General features: G+C 63.8%; 23 protein-coding genes. 7 read left to right on the top strand and 16 right to left on the bottom strand.

Annotation, left to right across the window (positions count from 1 at the left end; all coding sequences use genetic code 11):
* A complete protein-coding gene (locus ASD44_RS07000) occupies positions 1 to 1,578 on the bottom strand; it encodes a trimethylamine methyltransferase family protein (protein WP_056110139.1) in 1,578 nt (525 codons plus the stop codon).
* Between the two features lie 240 nt (positions 1,579 to 1,818).
* On the opposite strand from ASD44_RS07000, the gene ASD44_RS06995 reads away from it, so the two are divergent.
* On the top strand, positions 1,819 to 2,175 hold the full coding sequence (locus tag ASD44_RS06995; RefSeq protein WP_056110137.1) for a hypothetical protein: 357 nt from the start codon (positions 1,819 to 1,821) through the stop codon (positions 2,173 to 2,175).
* 248 nt (positions 2,176 to 2,423) lie between these two features.
* Here the strand turns inward: ASD44_RS06995 and mmsB are convergent, their stop codons facing one another.
* A complete protein-coding gene (gene mmsB / locus ASD44_RS06990) occupies positions 2,424 to 3,305 on the bottom strand; it encodes a 3-hydroxyisobutyrate dehydrogenase (RefSeq protein WP_056110136.1) in 882 nt (293 codons plus the stop codon).
* A gap of 53 nt (positions 3,306 to 3,358) precedes the next feature.
* A complete protein-coding gene (locus tag ASD44_RS06985; RefSeq protein ID WP_056110134.1) occupies positions 3,359 to 4,537 on the bottom strand; it encodes an isobutyryl-CoA dehydrogenase in 1,179 nt (392 codons plus the stop codon).
* A 183-nt stretch (positions 4,538 to 4,720) separates the two neighbouring features.
* Here ASD44_RS06985 and ASD44_RS06980 point away from each other — a divergent pair, with 183 nt between their 5' ends.
* Positions 4,721 to 6,190, top strand: a complete 1,470-nt coding sequence (locus ASD44_RS06980; RefSeq protein ID WP_056110132.1) for a cobyric acid synthase — start codon at positions 4,721 to 4,723, stop codon at positions 6,188 to 6,190.
* A 61-nt stretch (positions 6,191 to 6,251) separates the two neighbouring features.
* Here ASD44_RS06980 and ASD44_RS18570 read toward each other — a convergent pair whose 3' ends face one another.
* Positions 6,252 to 6,422 carry a hypothetical protein gene (locus ASD44_RS18570; protein ID WP_200946406.1) on the bottom strand — a complete coding sequence of 57 codons (171 nt, stop codon included), beginning with the start codon at positions 6,420 to 6,422 and terminating at the stop codon, positions 6,252 to 6,254.
* 55 nt (positions 6,423 to 6,477) lie between these two features.
* The gene (locus ASD44_RS06975; RefSeq protein ID WP_056110130.1) at positions 6,478 to 7,263 is read right to left on the bottom strand and encodes a TSUP family transporter; all 786 of its coding nucleotides are present in this window, start codon (positions 7,261 to 7,263) and stop codon (positions 6,478 to 6,480) included.
* Between the two features lie 112 nt (positions 7,264 to 7,375).
* On the opposite strand from ASD44_RS06975, the gene ASD44_RS06970 reads away from it, so the two are divergent.
* A complete protein-coding gene (locus ASD44_RS06970) occupies positions 7,376 to 7,813 on the top strand; it encodes a TerB family tellurite resistance protein (RefSeq protein ID WP_056110128.1) in 438 nt (145 codons plus the stop codon).
* An 8-nt stretch (positions 7,814 to 7,821) separates the two neighbouring features.
* Here the strand turns inward: ASD44_RS06970 and ASD44_RS06965 are convergent, their stop codons facing one another.
* The 5 genes from ASD44_RS06965 to ASD44_RS06945 all read right to left on the bottom strand — a co-directional run bounded on the left by ASD44_RS06965 (position 7,822) and on the right by ASD44_RS06945 (position 14,310).
* Entirely contained in the window at positions 7,822 to 9,516 is a 1,695-nt protein-coding gene (locus tag ASD44_RS06965; protein ID WP_056110126.1) for a dipeptide ABC transporter ATP-binding protein, read from the bottom strand.
* Positions 9,513 to 10,382: an ABC transporter permease gene (locus ASD44_RS06960; protein WP_056110124.1), complete on the bottom strand. Its 870-nt coding sequence runs from the start codon at positions 10,380 to 10,382 to the stop codon at positions 9,513 to 9,515. The genes ASD44_RS06965 and ASD44_RS06960 overlap by 4 nt, the downstream gene beginning before the upstream one ends.
* Entirely contained in the window at positions 10,379 to 11,326 is a 948-nt protein-coding gene (locus ASD44_RS06955; protein ID WP_056110122.1) for an ABC transporter permease, read from the bottom strand. The genes ASD44_RS06960 and ASD44_RS06955 overlap by 4 nt, the downstream gene beginning before the upstream one ends.
* Positions 11,327 to 11,478: 152 nt before the next feature.
* The gene (locus tag ASD44_RS06950; protein WP_056110120.1) at positions 11,479 to 12,957 is read right to left on the bottom strand and encodes an ABC transporter substrate-binding protein; all 1,479 of its coding nucleotides are present in this window, start codon (positions 12,955 to 12,957) and stop codon (positions 11,479 to 11,481) included.
* A gap of 72 nt (positions 12,958 to 13,029) precedes the next feature.
* On the bottom strand, positions 13,030 to 14,310 hold the full coding sequence (locus tag ASD44_RS06945; protein ID WP_056110118.1) for an acetylornithine deacetylase/succinyl-diaminopimelate desuccinylase family protein: 1,281 nt from the start codon (positions 14,308 to 14,310) through the stop codon (positions 13,030 to 13,032).
* Between the two features lie 248 nt (positions 14,311 to 14,558).
* On the opposite strand from ASD44_RS06945, the gene ASD44_RS06940 reads away from it, so the two are divergent.
* The gene (locus tag ASD44_RS06940; protein WP_056110116.1) at positions 14,559 to 14,990 is read left to right on the top strand and encodes a L,D-transpeptidase; all 432 of its coding nucleotides are present in this window, start codon (positions 14,559 to 14,561) and stop codon (positions 14,988 to 14,990) included.
* A 286-nt stretch (positions 14,991 to 15,276) separates the two neighbouring features.
* Here the strand turns inward: ASD44_RS06940 and ASD44_RS06935 are convergent, their stop codons facing one another.
* From ASD44_RS06935 to ASD44_RS06910, 6 genes are all read right to left on the bottom strand, one after another.
* Positions 15,277 to 16,278: a lipid A biosynthesis lauroyl acyltransferase gene (locus ASD44_RS06935; protein ID WP_056110114.1), complete on the bottom strand. Its 1,002-nt coding sequence runs from the start codon at positions 16,276 to 16,278 to the stop codon at positions 15,277 to 15,279.
* Positions 16,275 to 17,306, bottom strand: a complete 1,032-nt coding sequence (locus ASD44_RS06930; RefSeq protein ID WP_056110112.1) for a zinc-binding dehydrogenase — start codon at positions 17,304 to 17,306, stop codon at positions 16,275 to 16,277. The genes ASD44_RS06935 and ASD44_RS06930 overlap by 4 nt, the downstream gene beginning before the upstream one ends.
* 90 nt (positions 17,307 to 17,396) lie before the next feature.
* The gene (locus tag ASD44_RS06925; RefSeq protein WP_056110109.1) at positions 17,397 to 18,668 is read right to left on the bottom strand and encodes a beta-ketoacyl-ACP synthase; all 1,272 of its coding nucleotides are present in this window, start codon (positions 18,666 to 18,668) and stop codon (positions 17,397 to 17,399) included.
* 11 nt (positions 18,669 to 18,679) lie between these two features.
* Complete coding sequence (locus ASD44_RS06920) at positions 18,680 to 19,870, bottom strand: beta-ketoacyl-ACP synthase (protein WP_056110107.1); 1,191 nt, start codon at positions 19,868 to 19,870, stop codon at positions 18,680 to 18,682.
* 65 nt (positions 19,871 to 19,935) lie between these two features.
* Positions 19,936 to 20,220, bottom strand: coding sequence for an acyl carrier protein (locus ASD44_RS06915; RefSeq protein ID WP_056110104.1), 285 nt, complete (start codon positions 20,218 to 20,220; stop codon positions 19,936 to 19,938).
* Positions 20,221 to 20,408: 188 nt separating this feature from the next.
* Positions 20,409 to 20,954 (bottom strand): histidine phosphatase family protein, encoded by a 546-nt coding sequence (locus tag ASD44_RS06910; protein WP_056110103.1) that lies wholly within the window; start codon positions 20,952 to 20,954, stop codon positions 20,409 to 20,411.
* Positions 20,955 to 21,139: 185 nt separating this feature from the next.
* Between ASD44_RS06910 and ASD44_RS06905 the strand changes: the two genes are divergently transcribed.
* The 3 genes from ASD44_RS06905 to ASD44_RS06895 all read left to right on the top strand — a co-directional run bounded on the left by ASD44_RS06905 (position 21,140) and on the right by ASD44_RS06895 (position 24,733).
* On the top strand, positions 21,140 to 22,090 hold the full coding sequence (locus ASD44_RS06905; RefSeq protein WP_056110101.1) for an AEC family transporter: 951 nt from the start codon (positions 21,140 to 21,142) through the stop codon (positions 22,088 to 22,090).
* A 121-nt stretch (positions 22,091 to 22,211) separates the two neighbouring features.
* Positions 22,212 to 23,669 carry an NAD-dependent succinate-semialdehyde dehydrogenase gene (locus tag ASD44_RS06900; RefSeq protein ID WP_056110099.1) on the top strand — a complete coding sequence of 486 codons (1,458 nt, stop codon included), beginning with the start codon at positions 22,212 to 22,214 and terminating at the stop codon, positions 23,667 to 23,669.
* Positions 23,670 to 23,713: 44 nt separating this feature from the next.
* Entirely contained in the window at positions 23,714 to 24,733 is a 1,020-nt protein-coding gene (locus tag ASD44_RS06895; RefSeq protein ID WP_056110097.1) for an aldose epimerase family protein, read from the top strand.
* Positions 24,734 to 24,745 lie beyond the last annotated feature (12 nt).

Raw genomic sequence — 24,745 nt, 5'->3', positions numbered from 1 at the left:
TTAGAAATCCGTCGGAGCGCCGCCTTCGGCTTTTCGCTTCTCCACGAAGGCGTCGAGTTCCTCGCGGATCGCCGGGTCGAGATAGGGTTCCTCATACATGGCCAGCCGCTCCTTCCAGATGCGGTTGGCCTTCTCGAAGGCGGTTGGCGCGCCGTGCTCGCTCCAGGTTTCGAAGTTCCGCCAGTCCGACAGGATCGGTGCATAGAAGGCATTCTTGTAGCGCGACTGCGTGTGCGGCGTGCCGAAGAAATGGCCTCCGGGGCCGACGTCACGGATGGCGTCGATGGCGAGCGCGTCTTCCGACAGGTCCAGCGGTGTCAGGAATTCCGTCACCATCTGCAAAAGATCGATGTCAAGAATGGTCTTTTCGTAGGAACAGGTCAGCCCGCCCTCAAGCCAGCCGGCAGCGTGCTTGATGAAATTGCCGCCGCCCTGGATGCAGCCCCACAGGGAAAAGACGCTTTCATAGGCAGCCTGCGCATCCACTGCGTTGGCGGCGCAGACATTCGAAGTGCGGTAAGGAAGTCGATAGCGGCGGGCGAGCTGGCCGCCGACGAGCTGCGCCTTCATGTATTCGGGCGTGCCGAAGGCCGGCGCGCCGGATTTCATGTCGACATTGGAGGTGAAGCCGCCATAGCCGACCGGCGCGCCCTTGCGCACCATCTGCGTGAAGGCGATGCCGGCGAGCGCCTCGGCGTTCTGCTGCACCAGCGCGCCGGCGATGGTGACGGGCGCCATGGCGCCCGACAGGGTGAAGGGGGTGACGACCACCACCTGTCCGGCTGACGACATCTGGATGATGCCTTCCATCATCGGGACGTCGAGCTTGAGCGGCGAATTGGTGTTGATGATGGTGATGAGCGACGGCTCTTCCAGCAACTGCTCACGCGAGATGCCGCGGCCGATGCGGGCGATCTCGATGCCGTCGAGATTGCGCTCCAGCCCGAGCGAATAAGCGTGAAAGGCCTTGTCGGTCAGCACCACGAAATCGCGCAGGCATTCGAGATGGCGGATCGACGGGTGGATATCGACAGGCTCGACCGGGTAGCCGCCGGTTACATGCAGGATGTTGTGCATCTGCCCGAGCTTCACCAGGTTGCGGAAGTCCGGCTGGTTGCCGGCACGGCGGCCGCCCTCCTTGTCAGAACAGTTGGGTGCCGAAGCCATCTGCGAGAAGATGACGTTGTCGCCGCCCATGCGGACATTGTGAGCGGGGTTGCGCGCGTGCAGCGTGAATTCCGCCGGGCAATGCGCGATCAGTTCGAGGATCATGTCGCTGTCGAAACGCACGCGGTCGGAGCCGTCGCGTAAGTCTGCGCCATGCGCCTTCATGATGCGACGGGCCTCGTCGTGCAGCACGTCGACGCCGATTTCCCGCAGGACGCGCAGGGAGGCGAGGTGGATCGACTCCAGTTCGTCGTCGGAGACGAATTTCGTGGGCGTCAAAGGGTTCCTGAGCTGCCGGAAAGGCGGCTGTTCGAAGGCGCCGGCGCCGCTGGAGCGCTTGCCGGCGCGGCCGCCGCGCCGGTTGCGGTCGGCAGCAAGTGCCGGTTCGACAGAATGCAGTTCGGCGCTCATGAACACCTCGGAAACCGGACGCTTCGCGGCTGATAATGGACTGCGCCCGGCGCGCCCAGTGCGGAAGCGGCGACTAGAAGGGCGAGCAAAACGACATGATGTTTCCTGCTGGATGCCGTCCATTGCTTGTGCGGCCACGCAACGGGCCGTGACAAGTGCGTGCGCTGCAACCCCGGCGGAACGTTCCTCCTTACGACGCGTTTAAAGGCGCGCCCGATAGCGGTCGCCAGGGGAATTTCCATGACAGTACGAAAAATCCGCAAGGCGGACCGTGCAGCCATTGCCGGGAGCTTGATGCTGACGCCCATGGTGATGGCCATGCGCATACCGCTGATGGCGGCGGAGAATGGGGGTGTTCATGGCATGGGCAAGGAAGCCCGGCGCGCCATCCTGGAGAAGAATGCGGCTTTCGCGCAGGGCGTGGTCGCAGCACAACTGTCGCTGGTCCAATCCGCCGCGGATTTCTGGACGGATGTTTTCGCCGGCAAGACACCGGCGCTGATCAGCGGTGTCGCAGCTGAGCGTTCCATCCTTGCCGCACTTGGCCCTGCCAGCCGGGCCGTCAACGCGAATTATCGTCGCCTGTCACCGAAGTGACGACAACTCAAATGCAAAAGCCGCGCTCCGTTAGGAACGCGGCTTTGCCAAATACGCATGGCACTTTTTACTCGAGTACTAAAACCTGGCTCCGGGACGCGAGACCTGATCCGGAGCGCCGGGCGGAAATCCGCCTCGCGTTCCGTTCTACAGGCACATCGTTACCGTGGGGTTATCGAGAGCTTAAGCAAACCTAAATATAGGCTTTTTGTGGTCGAAGCGGCGGCGAGCGTTTCTGCCTGTCGGCGTCACCTGTCGCCGCGCAGGAAATTGATGATGCCGGAGAAATCTTCGCCGCCCAGTCCTTGCGCTGCGAAGAGCGCATAAAGCTGCGTGGCTTCGGCACCGAGCGGCGTCACCGCGCCAGCGCCCTGGGCGGCCTCCTGGCTGAGCTTCAAATCCTTGAGCATCAGCGCCGCGGCAAAACCCGGCCTGTAATCCCTGTTGGCGGGCGAAGCCGGCACCGGCCCCGGGACCGGGCAGTTGGTGGTGAGCGCCCAACACTGGCCGGAAGAGGTGGAGGCGACATCGAAAAGCGCCTGATGCGACAGGCCGAGCTTTTCGGCCAGCACGAAGGCCTCGGCGACGCCGATCATCGAGATTCCGAGGATCATGTTGTTGCAAATCTTGGCTGCCTGGCCGGCGCCATCTTCGCCGCAATGGACGATCCGCCGGGCCATCGGCTTCAGAACCGGCTCCGCAACCGCGAAGGCCTCCACCGCACCGCCGGCCATGAAGGTAAGGGTGGCGGCTGCGGCGCCTACCGTGCCGCCTGAAACCGGCGCGTCGATCGAAAGCAGGCCGTGCTTTTTGGCGATCGCATGAGCCCTGCGGGCGGATTCGACATCGATGGTCGAGGAATCGATGAACAGCGCACTTTTTTCTGCTTTCGACGCGATGTCTTCGTAGACGGACAGCACATGCTTACCGGCTGGCAACATGGTGATGACGACCTCCGCGCCCTTCACCGCGGCCGTCGCATTGGCCATGACGGTGATGCCTTGCTCGCGCGCTACGGTCAGGTTTTCCGGCATCAGGTCGAAGCCCTGCACCGCGTGTCCGGCCTTGACCAGATTTGCAGCCATGGGATTGCCCATATTGCCGAGGCCGATGAAGGCGATGGTGGTCATTGGTTCCTCCAGTAGGGGCAGTCGGCAGTTGGCAGTTGGAATTTCCCGATTGCTTACTGCCGCCCAATCAATTGCCGTGCGATGATGACGCGCATGATCTCGTTGGTGCCTTCGAGGATCTGATGGACGCGCAGGTCGCGCACCAGTTTCTCGATGCCGTAGTCATGCAGATAGCCGTAGCCGCCAAGAAGCTGCAAAGCCTGGTTGGCGATTTCGAAGCCGGTGTCGGTGACGAAGCGCTTGGCCATGGCCGACCATTTCGAGGCATCGTGGGCCTTGGCGTCGAGCTTCGAGGCCGCCGCGTAGAGGAAGATGCGCGCAGCCTGGAGTTCTGTCTCCATGTCGGCGAGCCTGAACTGCAGCGCCTGGAACTGGTTCAACGCGGAGCCGAATGCCTTGCGCTCGGCCGTATAGGCAAGCGCCTTGTCGAGGGCCGACTGCGCGCCGCCGAGCGAACAGGCGGCAATGTTGAGCCTGCCGCCATCGAGGCCCGCCATGGCAATGCCGAAGCCAGCGCCCTCGGTCGAGAGCAGGTTTTCCGCCGGCACCTTGCAGTCCTCGAAGATGACCTGGCGGGTCGACTGCATGTGCCAGCCCATCTTGTGCTCATTGGCGCCGAAGGAGAGGCCGGGCGCATCCTTCGGGACGACGACGGTGGAGATGCCTTTCGGGCCTTCCGCGCCGGTGCGGACCATGGCGATGTAGACGTCGCTGTCGCCGGCGCCGGAAATGAACTGCTTGGCGCCGTTCAGCACATAGTCCGAACCGTTGCCGCCCGAGCGCACCGCCCTGGTCTTCAGCGCCGCCGCGTCGGAACCGGAGCCGGGCTCGGTCAGGCAGTAGCTGGCCAGCCATTCCATCGAGGTCAGCTTCGGCAGGAAGCGCTGGCGCTGCTCCTCATTGCCGAAGCGGTCGATCATCGATGCCGCCATGTTGTGGATGGAGATGAAGGAGGAGAACGCCGGGCAGGCATGTGCGAGCGCTTCGAAGATCAGCACCGCGTCGAGGCGGCCGAGGCCGGAGCCGCCGACATCGTCGCGCACATAGATGCCGCCCAGCCCGAGCGGGCCTGTTTCGCGGATGACGTCGGTCGGAAAGTGCTTGTCGCGGTCCCATTCGAGCGCATGGGGGGCAACGCGCTCGGCGGCGAAATCCTGCGCCATTGTCTGGATGGCCCGCTGGTCCTCGTTGAGCTCGAACTGGCCGCCGGCCGCTTGAACCGCGCTATCCATGACGTCCTCCCGAAATGTCGTTTTGGGCTATGCGCATTCCGCAATCTAGACCAATGATGCCATCGCGCAATCCGACCATCTGCGAAGCGGCTGTGCAAAAATGAAGACCCGGAGCCTTTCAGTGACGACAATTTTCAACATCGGACCATCGCTTGGGGCCGCCGTCAGGGCAGGGATCTAGCGATGGCGCGGGCGGTCATGCTGCAGGGCACGGGATCGGATGTCGGCAAAAGCGTGCTGGTGGCCGGCCTGTGCCGGGCTGCCAGAAAGCGCGGTCTGGCGGTCAGGCCATTCAAGCCGCAGAACATGTCCAACAATGCCGCCGTGGCTGCCATACCGGGGCAGGCCGGGGCGGGTGAAATCGGTAGGGCGCAGTGGCTGCAGGCACTGGCCTGCGGGGTCGAGCCCACCGTCCACATGAACCCGGTGCTGCTGAAGCCGCAGACCGATATCGGCTCGCAGGTCGTCGTGCAGGGAAAAATGGCCGGCGAGGCGCGGGCGCGCGACTATCAGGCGCTGAAGCCGAAGCTGATGGAAGCGGTGCTGGATTCATGGTCGAGGGTTGGCGAAGGGGCCGATCTGGTGATCGTCGAAGGCGCGGGCTCGCCGGCCGAGGTCAATTTGCGCAGCCGCGACATTGCCAATATGGGCTTCGCCACGCGGGCAGACGTGCCGGTCGTCCTGGTCGGCGACATCGACCGCGGCGGCGTCATCGCCTCGCTGGCCGGCACCCATCTCATCCTGCCGGACGAGGACCGGCGCATGGTGGCGGGCTACATCATCAACAAGTTTCGCGGCGACGTCTCGCTGTTCGATGAAGGCATCAAAGCCATCGATGGTTTCACCGGCTGGCGGTGTTTCGGCGTGGTGCCGTGGCTGGATGCGGCGGCCCGATTGCCGTCGGAAGATTCCGTCGTGCTGGAGCGCTTGGCCAAGGGCGAGAAGCGCGCGCTCAAGGTGGCTGTGCCGATGCTGTCGCGCATCGCGAATTTCGACGACCTCGATCCGCTGCGCGCCGAACCGCAGGTGGAGGTGGTGTTCGTCCCGCCCGGCGACCCGTTGCCCACGGATGCGGGACTGGTGGTCATTCCTGGCTCCAAGTCGACGATCGGCGATCTGTTGCGGTTTCGCGAGAATGGCTGGGACCGGGACCTTGCCGCCCATGTGAAGCGCGGCGGTCATGTCGTCGGCCTTTGCGGCGGGTTCCAGATGTTGGGCCGCACGGTGCATGACCCGCATGGCATCGAAGGCGGGGCTGCTGAGGCGCCGGGTCTGGGATTGCTCGATGTCGAAACGGTGATGGAGCCGGAAAAGACCGTGCGGGAGGTCACGGCAAGCTCGGTGCCGTTAGGCCTGCCATTGGCAGGCTATGAAATTCACCTCGGCCGCACCTTCGGGCCGGATTGCGCCAGACCGGGGACGCTGATCAACGGGGTGGAGGACGGCGCGGTTTCGGCCGACGGCAAGGTGTTCGGCACCTATCTGCACGGATTGTTCGGCGCCGATGCCTTCCGCGCCAAGTTTCTCGAAAGCCTTGGGGTCAAGGGCGGCGGCATCGACTACCGTCAAGGGGTGGAGGATGCGCTGGACCGCATCGCGGCGCAGCTCGAGGAACATCTCGACTGCGAGGCGATTTTTTCGCTGGCCCGCTAAGTTCGGATCGAAGCGCCGGCCACATACAGCCGCGCCGGCGCTTCGGCTCCGAGGTGGAGATTTAGGCGCCGCGGATCAGGCAGGCGACCGCCAGCACGACATAGGCGATGGTCATGACCCAGAAGGCGGACAACGCGCCGAGACTGAAAATACCGAACGCCATCAGCAACGCGATGACCGCGATGATGACGGTTATGATGAAAACGATCTGCTTAGGTGCACTGAGATTCATCATTGCCTCCTCCGCATCGTGATTCGATGCGGCACCATGATACCAGCCTACCGGATCACACACCAATGGCGGTGCGCAGCGGGTTTTGCGGATCGGAAAGCAGCTTGATCGCCAGCGCCACGCAGACCAGCACCAGCAGCGGCTTGATCAGCCGGGCGCCGATACGCACGGCCAGCAGGGCCCCGACGCGGGCACCGAGGAATTGGCAAACGCCCATCATCAGGCCGATCTTCCAATGAATGACGCCGACAGCGGCGAACACGGCGAAACCGCCGAGATTGGAAGCGAAATTGAGCAGCTTGGTGTGGGCCGTAGCCTTGAGCACGCCGTAGCCCGCCAGCGCCACGAAGGCGAGCATGTAGAACGAGCCGGCGCCCGGCCCGAACAGCCCGTCATAGAAGCCGATGACAGGCACCACGGTGAGCCCGAACAGGAAGGGCGACAGGCGCTCGGCTCTGTCGACATCGCCCATGTTGGGCTTGACGGCGAAATAGATCGCAATGGCGATCAGGACTATGGGGAGAGCTGCACTGAGGACTTCGCCGGGAACCACGGTGGCGGCCAGGGCGCCAATGGCGCTGCCGGCAAAGCAGAGAAGGGCGGAGGGAAGCTGGCGGCGCGGATTGACCTGCCCCTTCGAGGCATAAGCGAGCGTCGCAGAGCCTGAGCCGAACAGGCCCTGCAATTTGTTGGTGCCAAGCGCCTCGACCGGCGAAAGGCCGGCCAGCAGCAGCGCCGGCACGGTGACCAGTCCGCCACCGCCGGCGATGGAATCGATGAAACCGGCGCAGAAGGCGGCAAACGCCAGCAAGGCCACGGTCTGGAGGGTAAGATCGAACATGTTCGGGTAAAGGCTGCGCTGCCTGCGGGATAAGGCGTTCGACCACAGCCACCCCTTTTGCGCAAGGCCGATTTGGCGCTAACTATCGGACCAGCTTCCATGGGGGACACGCATGGCCATCGCATTGCTAGACCAGATACGCGCCGCGCTCGACGGCGATCCCGGCGTCCGCAAGGTGGCCGAGGATCCCGTGCTTTCGGCCGAACTGCTGATGCTGTTCCGGATGATCCTGGCGGACGGCTCTGTCAGCGAGAACGAAATGGAGACGTTGCGGCGCATCTGCGCGGAGTCGTTCGGTATCTCCGCAGAGAGCATGGACGGGGTCGTCGAGTATCTGAACGACTTCGGTTACGAGACGACCGGTTCGCAGGCGATCGCCATGTTCCGTGGGCTGGACATCGAGCGCCGCCGGCTGCTGGCGCGGCACATGGCGGAAATCGCCAAGGCCGATCGTCACCTGGCGGAGAACGAGGTGAGATTGCTGCGCCGGACGCTGGAGCTTCTGGATATCAGCCCGGTCGATGCGGTGAGAGCGCCGACCGAGCCGTAGTTCGCCACTCACCCCTGTTCCCGTATCTTTTTGGCCAGCGCGCGATGGAGATCGGGCGCGGCCGCGACCAGCGCCTGGGCGGCTTCCGAACGCGGACTGTCCAGCACCGAGGGGGTGGGTCCTCGTTCGACGATCCGCCCGTCATGCATGACCATGACCTCGTCTGTTATGGCCCGCGCCACCGTCAGGTCGTGGGTGATGAAGAGATACGCAACCCCCAGCCGGTCGTTGAGATCGGCGAAGAGGTCGAGCACCTGCGCGCGGATCGAAACGTCGAGCGCCGAGACCGGCTCGTCGGCGACGATCAGTCTGGGCCGGGTGATCAGGGCGCGGGCGATGGAAAGGCGCTGGCGCTGTCCGCCCGAAAATTCGTGCGGGTATTTGTTGAGATCGGTTTCGGACAAGCCGACTTCGCGCAGCGCGTGGACCACCATGTCGCGCCGCTCGGCGGGCGAAGGCTGTGCTTCCAGAAGATGCAGGGGCTCGGCGACAAGCTTCTCCACCTTCTGGCGCGGATCGAAGGAGCCGTAAGGGTCCTGGAACACGACCTGCATGTCGCGCCGGGCCGGTTTGAGATCGGCCTCCGACCTGCCGGTGATCGTCTCGCCGCGAAAGCGGATTTCGCCGGATGACGGTTTGTCCAGGGCGAGGATCATGCGGGCGAGGGTGGACTTGCCGCAGCCTGAGCGGCCGACAAGGGCGACTGACTGGCCAGGGGCAATGGTGAACGACACATCGTCGACGGCATGCACCGGCGCATCGCGGCGGAAGAGCGAAGTGCGGCGGCCGGGGTAGAGGCGGGAGATGGACTGGACGGAGAGGAGAGGAATGGCAGTCGGCAGGTCGGCAGTCGGCAATCGGACATTATCCGAACCTTCCCGACTGCCGATTGCCCATCTGCCGATTGCCGTCTCTTTCCGCCTCGGCACATGCATCGAGGCCTGCGCCAGTTGACGTGTGTAGGGATGTTCTTGCTCCGACAGCACGCGGGCCGTTTCGCCGGCTTCCATCACCTCGCCGTGCCGCAGGATGGTGATGCGGTCGGCCATTTCGGTGACGACGGCGAGGTCGTGCGAGATCAGCAGCAGGCCCATGCGGTTCTCGGCGACGAGATCGCGCAAAAGGTCGAGGATCTGCGCCTGCAGCACGACGTCGAGCGCCGTGGTTGGCTCGTCGGCGATCAGCAGCTTCGGCTTCAGCGCGCAGGCGATGGCGATGACGACGCGCTGGCGCTGGCCGCCGGACAGTTCGTGCGGATAGCGCGACAGCGGGAACTTCGCTTCCGGCAGGCCGACCCGGTCGAGAATTTGACGGGCACGATCCTCGGCCTCGGCGCGCGAGACGCGGGTGTGCCAGCGTATGCCCTCCGCCACTTGCCCGCCGATGGTCTTGACCGGATTGAGCGCCGTCATCGGCTCCTGAAAGACCATGCCGATATCGTCGCCGCGCAGGGCGCACATCTGGTCTTCGGTCGCGGCAAGAATGTCGATGCCGTCGAAGATGACGCTGCCCCTGGCGCGGGCGGCGTGGGGCAGCAACTGCATGATCGTCAGCGCCGTCATCGACTTGCCAGAGCCGGATTCGCCGACCAACCCCATCACCTCGCCGCGCTCGATGGCAAGGTCCACGTCCTTCAGCACCGGTACGCCGCCGATCTCGAGGGACAGGTTCTCGATCTGGAGCAGACCTTTGGGCGGGCTCATGAACGCCGCCGCGATTTAGGGTCGAGGATATCGGCGATGCCGTCGCCGAGCAGATTGAGGCCCAGCACGGTGACGACGATGGCCATGCCGGGGAAGATCGCCATCCACGGCGCGATGGCCATGCGGGTCTGTGCTTCGAACAGCATGCGGCCCCAGCTCGGCATCGGCGGCTGCGAGCCGAGGCCGACATAGGACAGGCTGGCCTCGGCGAGGATGCCGAGCGCGAACTGGATGGTGCCCTGCACCAGAAGCAGCGTGGCGATGTTGGGCAGGACATGTTCAAGCGTGATCAGCGTGCGGTTCTTGCCGGCGGCTCGCGCTGCGAGGATGTATTCGCGCGGCCAGATGGCGAGCGCGCCGGCGCGGGAAACGCGCGCGAAGACGGGAATGTTGAAGATGCCGATGGCGATGATGGCGTTGACTGCGCCGGGTCCGAAGATCGCGGTGATCATGATGGCGGAGAGCAGGGCAGGGAAGGCGAAGACAAGGTCGTTCAGCCGCATGACGATTTCGTCCAGCCAGCCGCCGCGCGCGGCGGCGAGGCAGCCCAGCGGAACGCCGATGCCCATGCCGATGCCGACCGCCACCAGCGCCACGGCGATGGAATTGCGCGCGCCAACCATGACCATGGACAGGATGTCGCGGCCGAAATGATCGGTGCCGAACCAGTGCGTGAGGGACGGCGCCTGCGTCTTGTCGGCGATGACCAGTTTTGTCACATCGAATGGCGTCCAGAAAAACGACAGCAGCGCCATGGCGACGACGGACACCGCAATCACAAAGCCGATCACGAAAGAGCGGTTGGCGAAGGCCCTGGCGACAAGCCGCTCCGGTTTCTCCCTTGAGACATCGACAGGCAGCGTCATTCGCGGCCTCTGAGGCGCGGATCGACGATTGCGTAGGACAGGTCGACGATGAGGTTGACAGCGATGACGGCGGCGACCAGCAGCATCACGACACTCTCCACCACGATCAAGTCGCGCTGGGTGATCGCCTGGAAGACGAGGCGACCGAGACCCGGCAGGTAGAAGACGTTTTCGATGATGATGGTGCCGGCCAGCAGGAAGGCGAATTGCAGGCCGAGGATGGTGAGCACCGGGATCATCGCGTTGCGCAGCGCGTGCTGCCATAGAACGGCGCGGTAAGGCAGGCCCTTGGCGCGGGCTGTGCGGATATAGTCCTCGTTCAGCACGTCGATCAGCGCCGAGCGGGTGACGCGGGCGAGGATCGCCGCCTGCGGCAGGGCCAGCGCCACCGCCGGCAGGAGCAGGGATTTGAGCGCCGGCCAGATGCCGTTGCCCCAGCCGGGGAAGCCGCCGGCCGGCACCAGCCGCAGCCATACGGCGAACAGGTAGATCAGCATCAGCGCGAACCAGAAATTCGGTATCGCGACGCCGATCTGCGCCGCCCCCATGGCCAGCGTGTCGCCGGCATGGCCGCGGCGGCTGGCGGAATAGAGCCCGACCGGAATGGCGATGACGGCCGAAAGCGCCAGCGCGATGAGCGCCAGCGGCAGGGAGACCGCGACGCGCTCGCGCACGAGGTCGAGCACCGGGACAGAGTAGGTGAGGGAGCGGCCGAGATCCAAGGTCAGCAGATCGCCCGCCCAATGCAGATAGCGCAGCAGCAGCGGGTCGTTGAGGCCCATCTGCGTGCGCAACTGCTCGACCTGCTCGGCGCTGGCGTTCATCCCGAGCATCAGGCGGGCCGGATCGCCCGGCACGATCTCCAGCACGGCGAAGACGACAAGCGAGGCCAGCACCAGCGTGGCGATGGCTATGGCGATACGCTTGAGGAGATAGGCGGTCATGGCGATTGTAGCACTTTTCCTTCTCCCCGTTTACGGGGAGAAGGTGGCCCGAAGGGCCGGATGAGGGGCAGCATGAATATTTCCAAAGTCAGCTCGCCCCTCATCTGCCTGCCGGCATCTTCTCCCCGTGAACGGAGAGAAGGAAGCTGTCCTCAATCCTTCCACTTCACCTTGGTGATGTCGTTGGCCTGGATCGGCGCGTCCGTCCAGAATCCCTCCAGCTTGGCATCCCAGACGCCAACCTTGGGAAGCTCGAAAAGGAAGCCGACCACGGCGTCCTCGGCGAGGATTTTCTGCGCCTGGCCGAGCAAATCCTTGCGCTTGGCCTCGTCGGAGGTGACCTTCAGTTCCCCGATCACCTTGTCGAAGGCGGGATTGTCGTAGTTGAAATAGTAGTCCTTGCGCGAATAGATATCGATGTCGTTCGGCTCGGTGTGGGAGACGATGGTGAGGTCGAAATCCTTGCCCTTGAACACCTGCTCCAGCCACTGCGCCCATTCGACCGGAATGATCTCGAGGTCGATGCCGACTTCGCGCAGTTGCGAGGCGATGATCTCGCCGCCGAGACGGGCATAGGAGGGCGGCGGCAGCTTCAGCGTCGCCTTGAAGCCGTTTTCAAGGCCAGCCTCCTTGAGCAGTTCCTTGGCCTTGGCGACGTCGTGCGGGTACATGCCGGTCAGGTCGACGTAATCCTTGCTGGCCGGTGACTGGTGCGAGCCGATCGGCTTGCCGAAGCCGGCGGAGGCGCCCTCGACGATGGCGGCGCGGTCCAGCGCGTAGGAGATCGCCTGCCGCACCTTGAGATTGTCGAAGGGCGGCTTCTTGTTGTTCATGGACAGCAGCGTCTCGCCCTCGGTGGCGCCGACGACGACGCTGAAGCGCGGATCGCCCTCGATCTGCGCGACGCCGTCCGGCTGGAAGAACGGAAACGCCTGTACGTCGCCCGAAAGCAGCGCCGGCACGGCGGCGGCTGCGTCAGGCACGATGCGGAACTCGGCCTTGTCCAGGAAGGCCGGCTCGCCCCAGTAGTCGGCGGATTTCACCAGCGTGATCGAAGAGCCCTTGGCCCAGTTCTCGAACCTGAACGGCCCGGTGCCGATCGGCTTTTCCTTGTTCGTGTCGGCTGATTCCGGCGCCACGATCACCGCATCGCCCCAGCCGAGATTGTAGAGGAAGGAGCCCTGCGGGTTCTTGAGTGTGATCTTGACGGTCGCGGGATCGACCACCTCGACCGTGTCGATGGCGGCGAACAGGGCTTTTTGGGCATTGGCCGATTTTTCGCCGCGCGCCCGGTCGAGCGAGAACTTCACGTCGTCGGCATTGAAGTCGCTGCCGTCGTGGAATTTCACGCCGCTGTGCAGCTTGAAGGTGTAGGTCTTGCCGTCGTCGGAGATGGTCCAGCTCTCGGCAAGATCGGGCAGCACCTCGCCGCTCGGTCCGATGCGGGTGAGGCCCTGAAAGACATTGGCGTAAAGCACCTCGTCAATGGCGGCGGCGGCGCTGGCGGTGGGATCGAGGTGAGGCGGCTCGAGCGGGATGCCGATCACGATGTCGGTCCGCGCGGCCATTGCCGATGTTGCCGACGCCAGTGCGAGGGCTGTCGCCGCCAGAACGCTCTTCCACGAATTCATCTGCCTACTCCCATTTTCCCGTTCGCAGGATAGAAGCCTGATTTGGCCGCAGAGTAAATCGGCGGCACCACCTCAGTCCCCGGCCTTGCCACGCAAAAGCACATTCAGGCCGATCGCCATCACCTTGGCGGATTGCACCATGTCGTCGATGCCAACCCACTCGTCCGGCCGATGGGCAAGGTCGAGAATGCCCGGCCCGTAGGCGATGCAGTCGTAGATGTGGCCGATCCGCGCAATGTGCTTCTGGTCATAGGTGCCGGGCGAAATGACGTAGTCCGGCTCGCGGTCGAACACCTCCATGATGCCTTGCGCCACCGCCTTGACCACGGGTGCGTCGCGCTCGGTCATCAGCGGCAACACCTCGAACAGGTCGCGGATATCGTAGTTGAATTTCGGCCGGTCGCGCTTCAGCCGGTCGAGGATCGATGTTACCTCTGCCTTCACCTCTTCGATTTTTTCCTCCAGCAGGAAACGGCGGTCGATGGTGAGGCGGCAGGAATCGGGAACGTTGGGCGCGGGCAGGCCGGGCCGGAAATCCTCGGTCTGGCCGCCATGGATGGAATTGATGTTCATGGTCGAACGCCGCGCGCCTTCCGGCACCACCGGCATCGCCGTCATCTTGCGGTCGAGCGCCGGGAAAAGCTCTTCCTCGAAGGCTTGCAGCACGGCGCTCATGTGGCGCACGGCGCTGTCACCGAGGAACGGCATCGAGCCATGCGCGATCTGGCCGTGGGTCTCGATTTCGGCCCACCAGACGCCGCGATGGCCGAGGCAGATGCGGTCCTTGTTGAGAGGTTCGGGAATGATGACGTGGTCGACCTTCGGCCTTGAAAAGTAGCCGAGCCTGGCCAGATGCGCGACGCCGCCGAAGCCGCCGGACTCTTCGTCGACCGTGCCGGAAATCTCGATGGCGCCGGGGAAATCCGGATAGGTTTCCATGAACGCCTCGACCGCGATGATGGAGGCAGCCAGTCCGCCCTTCATGTCGCAGGCGCCGCGCCCATAGACGCGCCCGTCCTTCACCTCGCCGGCGAAGGGATCGACCGTCCAGCCTTCACCGGCCTCGACCACGTCGATATGCGAGTTGAAATGCACGGTCGGGCCGGGCACGCGGCCGTCGAAACGGGCGACGACATTGATGCGCGGATAGCGGTCAGTGTCGCCGGGCGCGCCTTCGCCGCGAATGAACTCGACGCCGAACCCGCGTTCGCGCAGGCGCTCGCCGATATATTCAGCGCAGGGGCGATAGGCCTCGCCCGGCGGGTTGACCGTGGGAAATCGGATCAGTTCGGCGGTCAGCGTCACCAGATCGTCCCGGCGGGAATCGACGGCGCGGAAAAGTCGGTCGTTCATGCTTGGAGTTGAGCAGGGAACAGCCCCGTTTTGCAAGGGCCGGAGTCTTGGTGCAGGGACGAGGATTTTGCCGGCACAGAGGCGGGCAGAGCGATTTCACAGGAAATTGTTTAAATTTTCCGGTTCGGATCGGTCATTTTCGAAACAACTCGCGGCTAAAGTGAGCGTGGCATCTTTAAAAGAATGAAAAACTGCGTGAAATAGCACGCGTCGGGGTAGACAAGGGCAATCTAAGAGGGGGTTGACGCATGAAGAAGATGTTTCTCATGGCAATAGCGCTTGGCGCTATGCTTATAGGGTCTTCCGTGGGCGCAAGTGCAGCGGCGCTGGTGGCTAACATCAATGTCTCCACGCAGACAATGACTGTAAGCCGGAACGGGCTGGTCATCTACCGCTGGAAGGTTTCGACAGCGCGCCAGGGGTATATCACGCCGCGCGGCAGCTATCGGCCGCAGCGCATGCATCGCATGTGGTATTCGCGCAAATACGACATGTCGCCGATGCCGTATTCCGTGTTCTTCCGCGGCGGCTATGCCATCCACGGCACCGGGGCCGTCAGGCAACTCGGACGTCCTGCCTCGCACGGCTGCGTGCGGCTGCATACGGCCAACGCCGCGACCTTCTATTCGATGGTCAAGGAACTCGGCCCGAGCAATACGCGTATCGTGGTGACGAACTAGGCTTTTCCGCCGACCCGAAGCAAGGCGGCGTTCAATCCAGAAGTTTTGGGCGCGGGAGCTTTTTTCCGCGCGCCGCCCGCAGCCTTTTGGCCAGGTTGCGGAGCTTTGCGAATTTTTCGCCGGGTTTGAGAATGCGCTCCTCGCCCCATGGCGTCCAGAGTGCGGTGCTTCCCCTACTGGTACTTGTCTTGATCATACGCTTACCCCCAAGCGTTTTTATTCTCGCTGGAAATTATTAACGATCAAGCAAAAAAGGCTGCCGTCCCAGTTTTGGGATGAGAAAGTGTCAGCCGCCGCCAGACACGCCATTGCCTGCCGGCTTTTTCGACCGCCGGCCGCCGCGCGGGCTGATATGCCACCTCTTGTGGAACCACATCCACTGGCCGGGATCTTCACGCACCCACCGCTCCACGACGTCGCACAGCAACTGTGTCGTCGCCTGCACGTCCACCTCGTTCTTCTCGTCGCGCGGCAGGACGAGCTTGTCCTCAATCTGAAGCCGGAAACGGTTACCCGGCAGGCGGACGCAGCGGGCAGGGTAGACGTCGCACTCATAGTGACGGGCCAGCATGCCCAGCACGGGATTGCTGTGGCAGCGCCGGCCGAAGAATGTCGTCTCGACGCCGCGATGGAATTTCTGGTCGACAAGAACGCCGATATTGCCGCCGCGCGACAGGATGCCGGCCAAGGCAAAGGACGCTCCGTTGGCCGAAGGCAGCAGGTCGCCCATGTTGGAGCGGCGGGTCGAGAGGATGTAGTCGGCCAGATAGGGGTTGTTGGGCGGGCGGAAAAGCGCGGTGATCTTCATGCTGAATGTGGCGGCGGCAACCGGCAGCAGTTCGAAATTGCCGAGATGACCGGTGAAGACGATATGCGCCTTGTTCTCGGCGGCGATACGCTCGAAATTGTCGGCGCCCACGACTTCCACCCGGCCTGGAGTGGCGGCGTGGGGGTCATAGTCGAACAACTGGTCGAGAAAGACATATTCGGCCGCCAGGCGGGCCATGTTGCCCCACATGTCGAGCGCGATGGCCTGGATCTCTTCGTCGCTTTTCTCAGGGTAAGCGGCGCGCAGATTGGAAACGGCTACGCGGTGCCTGCCGATCCATGGCCCGATACGGCGGGCGGCGCGATCGGCGAAATTCAGCGCCTTGTCGACCGGCAACAGCCTCAGGACGGCGATCACCGTCATGGCCAGACGCGCCAGCAGCCAGTAGTTCAGCTTCTGCAGCCGCATGGCGAAGCCGAACTTCAGGTCCCGCCGCAGCTTGCCGCGCGAGCCGCTCATGTCTCGATGCGAAGGATGATCTTGCCGAAGACGTCGCGGCCTTCCATGCGCTTCAACGCCTTGTCGATCCCGTCGAAGCCGACTTCGGTGTCGATCACCGGATGAACGAGGCCGGCCGCCATCTTCTGCATGGCATTGGCCATGTTTTCCATACGGCAGCCGAAGGAGCCGAGCAGTTTCAGCTGCTGCTGGAAGAGCTGCATCAAATTCATCTGCGTTGAAACGCCCGAGGTCGAGCCGCAGGTGACGAGGCGGCCGCCGCGCCTGAGCGACAGCATCGATCCCGCCCAGGTATCGGCCCCCACATGTTCGAACACGACATCGACACCCTTCTTTTTCGTCAGCTTGCGGACAACGCCCTCGAAACGGTCCTCGCGGTAGTTGATGACGTGATCGGCACCAAGCGCCTTCGCCTTGTCGATCTTGTCGTTCGAACCGACCGTGGTGATGACGGTGCAGCCCATTTTCCTGGCAAGCTGGATCGCCGCCGAGCCGATGCCCGAGCCGCCGGCGTGGATCAGTATGGTTTCTCCCGGCTCGAGCTTGGCATTGTCGAACAGCATGTGCTCGACGGTGCCGAAGGTGACAGGCGCAACGGCTGCGCCAATGGCATCGACGCCGGGCGGCGCGGGCACCAGCAGTCGCGCCGGCAGGTTGATCTTCTCCTGCGCGAAGCCGTCAAGGTGGAAGCCGTGAACGCCGGAGACGTTTTCGCACAGATTGTCGCGTTTCTCACGGCAGGCGCGGCAGAGGCCGCAGGTACGCGCGCCGTAAATCGATACGAGCTGCCCGGGCACGAGGCCGGATACGCCGGGGCCGACAGCCTCGACCTCACCGGAGGCTTCCGCGCCGATGGTCAGCGGCAGCTTGCGCTTGGCGAAGGCCATGCCGCGCCAACCCCATACATCGATGTGGTTGAGCGCCACCGCCTTGATGCGCAGCGTGACCTCGCCGAGCGCCGGGGCCGGGGGCAGGGGAACGTCGACCGTTTCAAGCCGGCGGTCCTCGATGAGTTGCAGTGCGCGCATCGTTTTTCCTGAAATCAGATCGGTGCGCTCTGAGTGAGCCTCGAAGGACGCACCGCAATATCTATAGCGGTCAACACCGAAGTGAGGCTACTAAACAGGTTCCCGCGCCATGACAAGGCAGGTGTTCTGGCCGCCAAAGCCGAAGGAATTGGAAAGCACGGTGCCGACCTTGGCGACGCGCTTGGTGTTGGGCACCAGGTCGAGGACGATGGCGGGATCGGGATTGTCGTAATTTATGGTCGGTGGAATGACGCCTTCGCGCATCGTCATCAGCGAGAAAGCCGCCTCGATCGCACCCGCCGCCGAAAGCGTGTGGCCGATCATCGACTTGTTGGAGGAGATCGGAATGGAGCCGATCCGTTCGCCGAACACGGTGGAAAGCGACATATGTTCCATTTTGTCGTTTTCCGGCGTCGAGGTGCCGTGGGCGTTGATGTAGTCGATTTCGTCCTCCTTCAGGCCGGCGTCGGCAAGGGCGGCCTTGACAGCGCCGATTGCCGGCGAACCGTCAGGCTTGGAACGGGTGCGGTGGAAATCGTCGGCTTTCTCGCCGCAGCCGCGCAGGATGCCGAGCACGGTCGCGCCACGGGCAAGTGCGCTTTCCAGCGATTCCAGGACGAGCGCCGCCGACCCTTCGGCCAGGACGAAGCCGTCGCGGTCCTTGGAAAACGGCTTGGAGGCCTTTTCCGGATTGTCGTTGTTGGTGGAAAGCGCCGAAAGCAGCGAGAAGCGGATCAGCGCCTCGGCGGTCGCCGAACCATCGGCGCCGATGGAGAGCGCACGGTCGCATTCGCCGCGCCGGATCGCCTCGACGCCGAGCTGGATCGCCGTCGCGCCGGAAGCGCAGGCCGTGGAGAGCGTGATGGGCAGGCCGGTGGCGCCGAACTGGTCGGCGAGTTTGTCGGCGATGTAGCCGAACTGCGAGGAGCCGAACATATCGAGTGAATTCAGGCGCTGCGCGGCGGCCAGCAGCCGGGCGCCCTCGTCCTCACCGGCGGCGGCTTCATGCAGGGCAAACCGATCGTGCCAGTCGAGTTCCATCGGCGGCGACGCGAGGAACAGCGGGCCGCCGAAATCCGTCGCATCGATACCGGATTGCGTGACAGCCTCCAGGGCTGCCGTCTGCGCGAGCTCGTAGGTCAGCGCGCTCGCGCCCTTGGAACTGGACGCGAGAAAATCCACCGTTCCGGCGATGCGGGTGTTCAGATGATCGATGGGGAATCGGGTGATCGGGTGGATGCCGGACTTGCCGGCGGTGAGCGCCGCCCAGTTCTCTTCCTTGCCGACGCCCAGCGAGGTGACGACGCCGATGCCGGTGACGGCCACGACGGGCCGGCCCAGATGATCCTTCAGGCTGGTCATTCTTGACCCTCTCAGTCGGCGGCGCTGACCAGCGCCATGCCCTCGAAATGGTGATAGCCGATCGCCGTTGCCAGTACCTGGCGTGGAACCTCGCCGAATGGCCGCTCGCTTTCAATGTCGAACGCCGGATAGGCCGTCTTGTGGTCGACGGCGAGCGCGGCCAGCGCCACGGCGAAGGGAAACTGCGCTTCCTTCATGTGGCCGGTCAGCGAGGTGAAGCCGCGCACGGCAAGATCGGCGCGCGCTGCAAGGGCTGCTTTTTCGGCGGCGGTGGCTTCATGGCTGCCGGAGGCCGCGGAAATCGCCAGCAGCGGCCCGCTCGGCAGGCCCACCTTGTCCAGCAGCGATTCGATCCCGGCAGCAAGTTCGCCACGCGAACGGCGCGACCGCGCCGACACGACCGGGCCGAGAGTCGCATATATCCTGCGGCCGCGCTTTTCGGCGTGTTCGCGCTGTTCGAGCACCAGGAACGCACCGCCCGAGCCGGTGACGACGCCGCCGCCCTCGGAACCGTTGCGCTTCCATACAGATTTCCAGCCGCCGCGATGCAGGTAGCCGCCCAGCTCGTAGCCGAGCAGCATGTCGGGATGCTCGGTCTGGAACGCGCCGCCCACCAGAACGTGCGTTGACTGGCCGGAACGGATGCGCGCTGCGGCCGTCTCGACGGCCGATATCCCGGCGCCTTCCTCGCCCATGAAGGTACGGGAGGAACCCGTCACCTTGTGGACGATGGAAATGTTGCCGGCCAGGAGGTTGGAAAGCTGCGCGAGGAACAGGGTCGGACGCAGTTCCGTCGTCAGTTTTTCGTTCAGCAGCACATCGCGGTCGGCGCGGGTGTCGGATGCTGCGAGGATCGCGGCGTCTACCGTCATGTCGCGTTCGCCGCCGCCGGCCGCCACCACCATGTCCATGGCGGCGCAGAGTTCTTCATCACCCTTTATGCCGGCGTCGTCGAGCGCCAGCCCGGCGGCATAGGTGCCGAGCCGCTGCCAGGTTTCCATCTGGCGCTGGTCGCCGCGCTTGGCGATCTGCAGGTTCCAGTCGATTTCCGGCAGCGGGTGAACGGAATAGGGCGCGAAGCGCTCGGCATTGAGCACCGGCGCAGGAGAGGGCGCGGTCAGCCGTTGCCAGTGCGCCTCCGGGCCTTCGCCCAGGGAGGAAACAAGGCCGATGCCTGTGATGACGACGTCGCGGGGATTCATGGGAGGCTGTTATCGGGGCAGGCGGCAGCGCCCGTCAAGAGCACCTTTGCCTGCCGTGACGATCGTCAGGTCGCGTTCTTGGCGGCGACGAGGCCGTCGATCTTGGCGCAGAGGTTCTTCATGACGAAATACTCGTCGGTGGACGCCTTGCCGTCATTGACTTCCTGCGTCCACTTTTCGAGCGGAACCTTGATGCCGAATTCCTTGTCGATGGCGAAGACGATGTCGAGGAAGTCGAGGCTATCGATGCCCAGATCGTCAATCGTGTGGCTTTCCGGGGTGATCGTGTCGATATCGATCTCGCTGGTGTCGGCGATAATCTTGGCGACTTTTTCGAACGTGGTGGCCACGGGTTCTTCCTTCGTTTACGCGCAATGGAGGTTCTGCGTTTGCGCGCTGTCTAATCGGTTTTTATAAACAGGAAAAGGCACAAAGTTTCATTAAGCTGCCGGGTATCGTCTATAAGGGCGGTTTCCTGGCTGCCGCGGGACTGCGAAAAGCGGTGCGGGCGGCGCCCCGGGTTCATCAGAAAACTTCATCAGAAAACAATGCGTCCCAGAACGCGCAGGCCGTCGCCATCCGGCGCGACGATAACCGCTTCGCCCTCGCGAGGCGAGATGCCGGTCATGCCCTGGATGTTCTCGACATGGGTGACCATGACCAGATTGTCCGTTCCCGAATAATCCCGGATTTGCGCCAGGATGTCAGCTTCCTGGGTCTTGCGGGACGCCTCGTCGGCTGCCGGCGGGTCCAGCGCCGCAAAGGGTTCCGGTTCCGCTTCGAAAGCGATGCGGGCGGTGTCGAGGCAGCGGCAGTAGCGGCTGGAAAGGACCCGCTCGACAGGTGCCGCGCGGGCGCCGAACAGGGCGCCGATCTTGCTCGCCTGCTGCTTTCCGCGCGCCGACAAATTGCGCTGGGTCGAGCATTTCTCGATGTCGAAATTGGCGGGTTCGGTGGTTCCCGGCGCCATCGCATGGCGCAGGAACACCACATGTCCGCCTTCCCGCAGAAGCGCCCAGCCGGCATCCGTCGCGTGGGCGGCGGGTGAGGCCAGCAGAAAAAGCGCAACCAGAAATCGCAGCATTGAAGGCCTTTCAGGAAGCCGCGCGGCATGGCGGCCTCCCGCATATAGGAATGTCAGCACCGGTGAGGCAACCGTGGGTGGTCTCTTGGTTGGTCGAGCGTCGCCCGCGGAATGCACTCCCGATGCCCCCGACTTGTACGATCGGGCGATTGCGCGGCAGGGGCGGCTCGCCTATCAGGGCGGGAATGGGATCGCTCACAGAAACGATATTGTTCGTCTTCGGCCTGGTGGCGCTCGGCTACATTGCAGGGCTCACCGGCTATCTGAAGGCCGAGACGGGCGAAGCTGTTTCGGAATTCGCAGTCGGCGTGGCGATGCCGCTCCTTTTGTTCCGCACCATGATCGACGCCGATTTCCACGGTTCGGCGCCATGGTCCTTCTGGAGCGTGTATTTCGCCGCCGCAGCCATTACCTGGACCGCCGGCCACCTCATCGCGACACGGGTGTTCGGCCGCGATGCGCGCGGCGGCGTTGTCGGCGGCGTGTCCTCCTCCTTTTCCAATCTGGTCCTGCTCGGCGTGCCGTTCATGCTCGGCGTTCTGGGGCAGGAGGGTTTTCAGCAATTGTCGCTGCTGATCTCCATCCACCTGCCGATCATGATCATGGCATCGATCATCCTCTTCGAGATGTTCGGGCCGAAGGGCGACGGCCAACTGCACCCGGCGCGCATCCTGCGCATCTTCTTCCGGCGCATTTTCACCAACCCGCTGATCATCGGCATCCTTCTGGGGTGGTTGTGGCGGCTGACCGGCCTGCCGCTGCCTTCGCTCGCCGGGCGGCTGGTCGACGCGCTGGCAGGGATCGCCGCGCCGGTCGCGCTGTTTGCCATGGGGCTTGGCCTGCGGCGCTACGGCATCTCGGGAACAGTCAAGCCGGCGCTGGTGCTGTCAGGGCTGAAGCTGCTGTTCATGCCGGCGATCGTGTTTGCGCTGGTGTGGCTGCTCGGCCTGCCGCCACTGACCGCCAAGGTTGCCGTCATGGCGGCGGCACTGCCGTCGGGCGTCAATTCCTATCTGATCTCGACCCAGTTCGGCACCGGCGAGGCTTTGGCCTCAAGCCAGATGACGATCGCTACGGCGCTGGCCGTCTTCACCACGGGGTTCTGGCTGTTCGTGGTGCAGCATACGTTCACCTAGAACCTGGTCTAAACCTATGGGTGGGCGATGGGCTGTCACATGTCCGTGCGGCCTCTATATTAGCCATATCCACCACGGGATCAGGATAAACGCGCGCCACGGCGCGGAGCGGAGGTCGTTCATGCTTCAGAAAACCAGCCATTTCATGCGCCAGGCCAATCTCATCGATGGCGAATGGGTGCAGGCCGATTCCGGCAAGACGATCGACGTCACCAATCCTGCCACCGGACAGAAGATCGGCACGGTGCCGAAATCGGGCGGGGCCGAGACGCGGCGCGCCATCGAGGCGGCGGACAAAGCCTTCCAGACCTGGCGCAAGACCTCGGCGCTGGAGCGCTCCAGGCTGTTGCGCAAGCTGCATGACGCGCTGATGGACAATCAGGATTCGCTGGCCGAACTGCTGACGATGGAGCAGGGCAAGTCGTTGACCGAATCCAAGGGCGAGATCGGTTCTTCCGCAGCCTACATCCTGTGGTTCGCGGAGGAAGGCCGCCGGACCTATGGCGACGTCGTGCCTTCGCCATGGGCGGACCGCCGCATCCTGGTCACCAAGGAGCCCGTCGGCGTCATCGCCGCCATCACGCCGTGGAATTTTCCCTCGTCAATGCTCGCCCGCAAGCTGGGTCCCGCACTTGCCGCCGGCTGTACCGCGGTCGTCAAACCGGCGACGCAGACGCCCTATTCAGGCCTGGCCTGGGGCGCGCTGGTCGAAGAGGTCGGATTTCCCAAGGGCGTGGTCAACATCGTCACCGGCGCAGCCGGCGAGATCGGCGATGAGATATGCGCCAACCCGCTGGTCAAGAAACTCACCTTCACCGGCTCGACCGAAGTCGGCAAGATCCTGATCGCCAAATCGGCTGCTACGGTGAAGAAGGTGTCGATGGAACTCGGCGGCAACGCCCCCTTCATCGTCTTCGACGACGCCGACATCGACCGCGCGGTGGCTGGCGCGATCATGGCGAAATACCGCAATTCCGGCCAGACCTGCGTGTGCACGAACCGGTTCTTCGTCCAGGCGGGCATTCACGACCAATTCGTGGAAAAGCTGGTGGAAGCGAGCAACAAGCTCAAGGTGGGCGCCGGCACTGAAGAAGACGTGCAGCAGGGGCCGCTCATCGATGAAAAGGCGGTGGAAAAGGTCGAGGAGCTGATCGCCGACGCGGCGGCCAAGGGCGGCAAGGTCGAGACCGGCGGCAAGCGGCACAAGCTCGGCGGTTCGTTCTTCCAGCCGACCGTGATCTCCAACGCTTCGCCGAAGATGCGCTTCATGAAGGAAGAGATTTTTGGCCCTGTGGCCCCGGTGTTCAAATTCGAGATGGAGGAAGAGGCCGTTTCGCTGGCCAATGACACGGAGTTCGGCCTCGCCTGCTATTTCTATACCAGCGACCTCGGCCGCGCGTACCGCGTCATGGAAGGGCTGAAATATGGCATGGTCGGCGTCAACGAAGGGCTGATCACCACGCCGGAAGCGCCGTTCGGCGGCGTCAAGGAATCCGGTCTCGGCGCGGAAGGCGGGCATCAGGGCATCGAGGATTATCTGGATACCAAATATGTCTGTATTGGCGGACTGGGCTTATAGCCCTATAGGTCTGCCCAACAGCAGGAAGCGGGCAGAGCGACGCCATGAAGGACGGCGAAGAATTTGGCATCACGCAGGCGGGCGAGGCCGTCCGCCGCTTCACCATTCGCGGCGGCGGTCTCAGCGCCAACATCATCGGCTTTGGCGCGATCATCCAGGATTTGAGGCTCGCTGGACATGACGCGCCGCTCGTCCTGGGTTTCGATACGCTGGAAGCCTATGAGCGCGACACGGCCTATTTCGGCGCCCTCGTGGGGCGCTATGCCAACCGCATCAGGGACGGGCGGTTTTCGCTAGCCGGCGCCCGTCACCAGACCGACCGCAATTTTCTCGGCAAACACATGCTGCATGGCGGCGGCAAAGGCTATTTCGGCAGGCCTTGGATGGTTTCGCTGCACGGGCGGGATTTCGTCACGCTGACGCTGCACGACCCGGCTGGCACGATGGGATTTCCCGGCGCGCTGGACGTGACTTGCACCTACCGGCTGAAGATACCGGGTACCCTGAGCATCGAACTGACGGCGACCTGCGAAGAGCCGACGGTCTGCAACCTGACCCAGCATTCCTATTTCAACCTCGACGATGGCGGCGCCGGCGACATACTCGACCACAGGCTGATGCTGCCGGCCGCCGCCTATCTGCCCGTCGATGCTGAGCTGATCCCGACGGGCGTGGTGCAGCCCGTGGACGGCACGCCGTTCGATTTCCGTCAGGCGCGGCCCATCCGTTCGGACCCGGATGAGGCACAGGTCGATTACGACGAAAATTTCTGTCTCGCGCCGGAACGCGGTCCGCTGAAGCAGGCGGCCTGGCTTCAAGGTGCGCGCTCGGGTGTCGAGATGGAGTTGTGGACGACCGAACCCGGCGTGCAACTCTATGTCGGCCAGCACGTCGCGCCGGCATCGCCGGGGCTGGGCGGGCTGAAATATGGCAAACATGCCGGCCTGTGTCTTGAGTCGCAAATCTGGCCGGATGCGCCGAACCGGCCATACTTCCCGCACGCAACGCTGATGCCCGGCGAAACCTACCATCACGTTTCGGAATACCGGTTCCGGCTTCCTTAGAGCCTGGCCGAG

The organism is Mesorhizobium sp. Root554, assembly GCF_001427025.1.
In the GTDB taxonomy this organism is placed as follows: domain Bacteria; phylum Pseudomonadota; class Alphaproteobacteria; order Rhizobiales; family Rhizobiaceae; genus Mesorhizobium.
This window is presented reverse-complemented; position numbering and strand designations above follow the sequence as displayed.

Bases quoted from the DNA above. Each gene is read 5' to 3' on its own strand.
- ASD44_RS06985 (WP_056110134.1), bottom strand. From the start codon at position 4,537: ATGGATAGCGCGGTTCAAGCGGCCGGCGGCCAGTTCGAGCTCAACGAG.
- ASD44_RS06910 (WP_056110103.1), bottom strand. From the start codon at position 20,954: ATGCTGCGATTTCTGGTTGCGCTTTTTCTGCTGGCCTCACCCGCCGCC.
- ASD44_RS06955 (WP_056110122.1), bottom strand. From the start codon at position 11,326: ATGACCGCCTATCTCCTCAAGCGTATCGCCATAGCCATCGCCACGCTG.
- ASD44_RS06960 (WP_056110124.1), bottom strand. From the start codon at position 10,382: ATGACGCTGCCTGTCGATGTCTCAAGGGAGAAACCGGAGCGGCTTGTC.
- ASD44_RS06950 (WP_056110120.1), bottom strand. From the start codon at position 12,957: ATGAATTCGTGGAAGAGCGTTCTGGCGGCGACAGCCCTCGCACTGGCG.
- ASD44_RS06895 (WP_056110097.1), top strand. From the start codon at position 23,714: ATGAAGGACGGCGAAGAATTTGGCATCACGCAGGCGGGCGAGGCCGTC.
- ASD44_RS06930 (WP_056110112.1), bottom strand. From the start codon at position 17,306: ATGCGCGCACTGCAACTCATCGAGGACCGCCGGCTTGAAACGGTCGAC.
- mmsB (WP_056110136.1), bottom strand. From the start codon at position 3,305: ATGACCACCATCGCCTTCATCGGCCTCGGCAATATGGGCAATCCCATG.
- ASD44_RS18570 (WP_200946406.1), bottom strand. From the start codon at position 6,422: ATGAATCTCAGTGCACCTAAGCAGATCGTTTTCATCATAACCGTCATC.
- ASD44_RS06940 (WP_056110116.1), top strand. From the start codon at position 14,559: ATGAAGAAGATGTTTCTCATGGCAATAGCGCTTGGCGCTATGCTTATA.
- ASD44_RS06920 (WP_056110107.1), bottom strand. From the start codon at position 19,870: ATGAATCCCCGCGACGTCGTCATCACAGGCATCGGCCTTGTTTCCTCC.
- ASD44_RS06975 (WP_056110130.1), bottom strand. From the start codon at position 7,263: ATGTTCGATCTTACCCTCCAGACCGTGGCCTTGCTGGCGTTTGCCGCC.
- ASD44_RS06980 (WP_056110132.1), top strand. From the start codon at position 4,721: ATGGCGCGGGCGGTCATGCTGCAGGGCACGGGATCGGATGTCGGCAAA.
- ASD44_RS06995 (WP_056110137.1), top strand. From the start codon at position 1,819: ATGACAGTACGAAAAATCCGCAAGGCGGACCGTGCAGCCATTGCCGGG.
- ASD44_RS06945 (WP_056110118.1), bottom strand. From the start codon at position 14,310: ATGAACGACCGACTTTTCCGCGCCGTCGATTCCCGCCGGGACGATCTG.
- ASD44_RS06935 (WP_056110114.1), bottom strand. From the start codon at position 16,278: ATGAGCGGCTCGCGCGGCAAGCTGCGGCGGGACCTGAAGTTCGGCTTC.
- ASD44_RS06900 (WP_056110099.1), top strand. From the start codon at position 22,212: ATGCTTCAGAAAACCAGCCATTTCATGCGCCAGGCCAATCTCATCGAT.
- ASD44_RS06970 (WP_056110128.1), top strand. From the start codon at position 7,376: ATGGCCATCGCATTGCTAGACCAGATACGCGCCGCGCTCGACGGCGAT.
- ASD44_RS06965 (WP_056110126.1), bottom strand. From the start codon at position 9,516: ATGAGCCCGCCCAAAGGTCTGCTCCAGATCGAGAACCTGTCCCTCGAG.
- ASD44_RS06925 (WP_056110109.1), bottom strand. From the start codon at position 18,668: ATGACCAGCCTGAAGGATCATCTGGGCCGGCCCGTCGTGGCCGTCACC.
- ASD44_RS07000 (WP_056110139.1), bottom strand. From the start codon at position 1,578: ATGAGCGCCGAACTGCATTCTGTCGAACCGGCACTTGCTGCCGACCGC.
- ASD44_RS06905 (WP_056110101.1), top strand. From the start codon at position 21,140: ATGGGATCGCTCACAGAAACGATATTGTTCGTCTTCGGCCTGGTGGCG.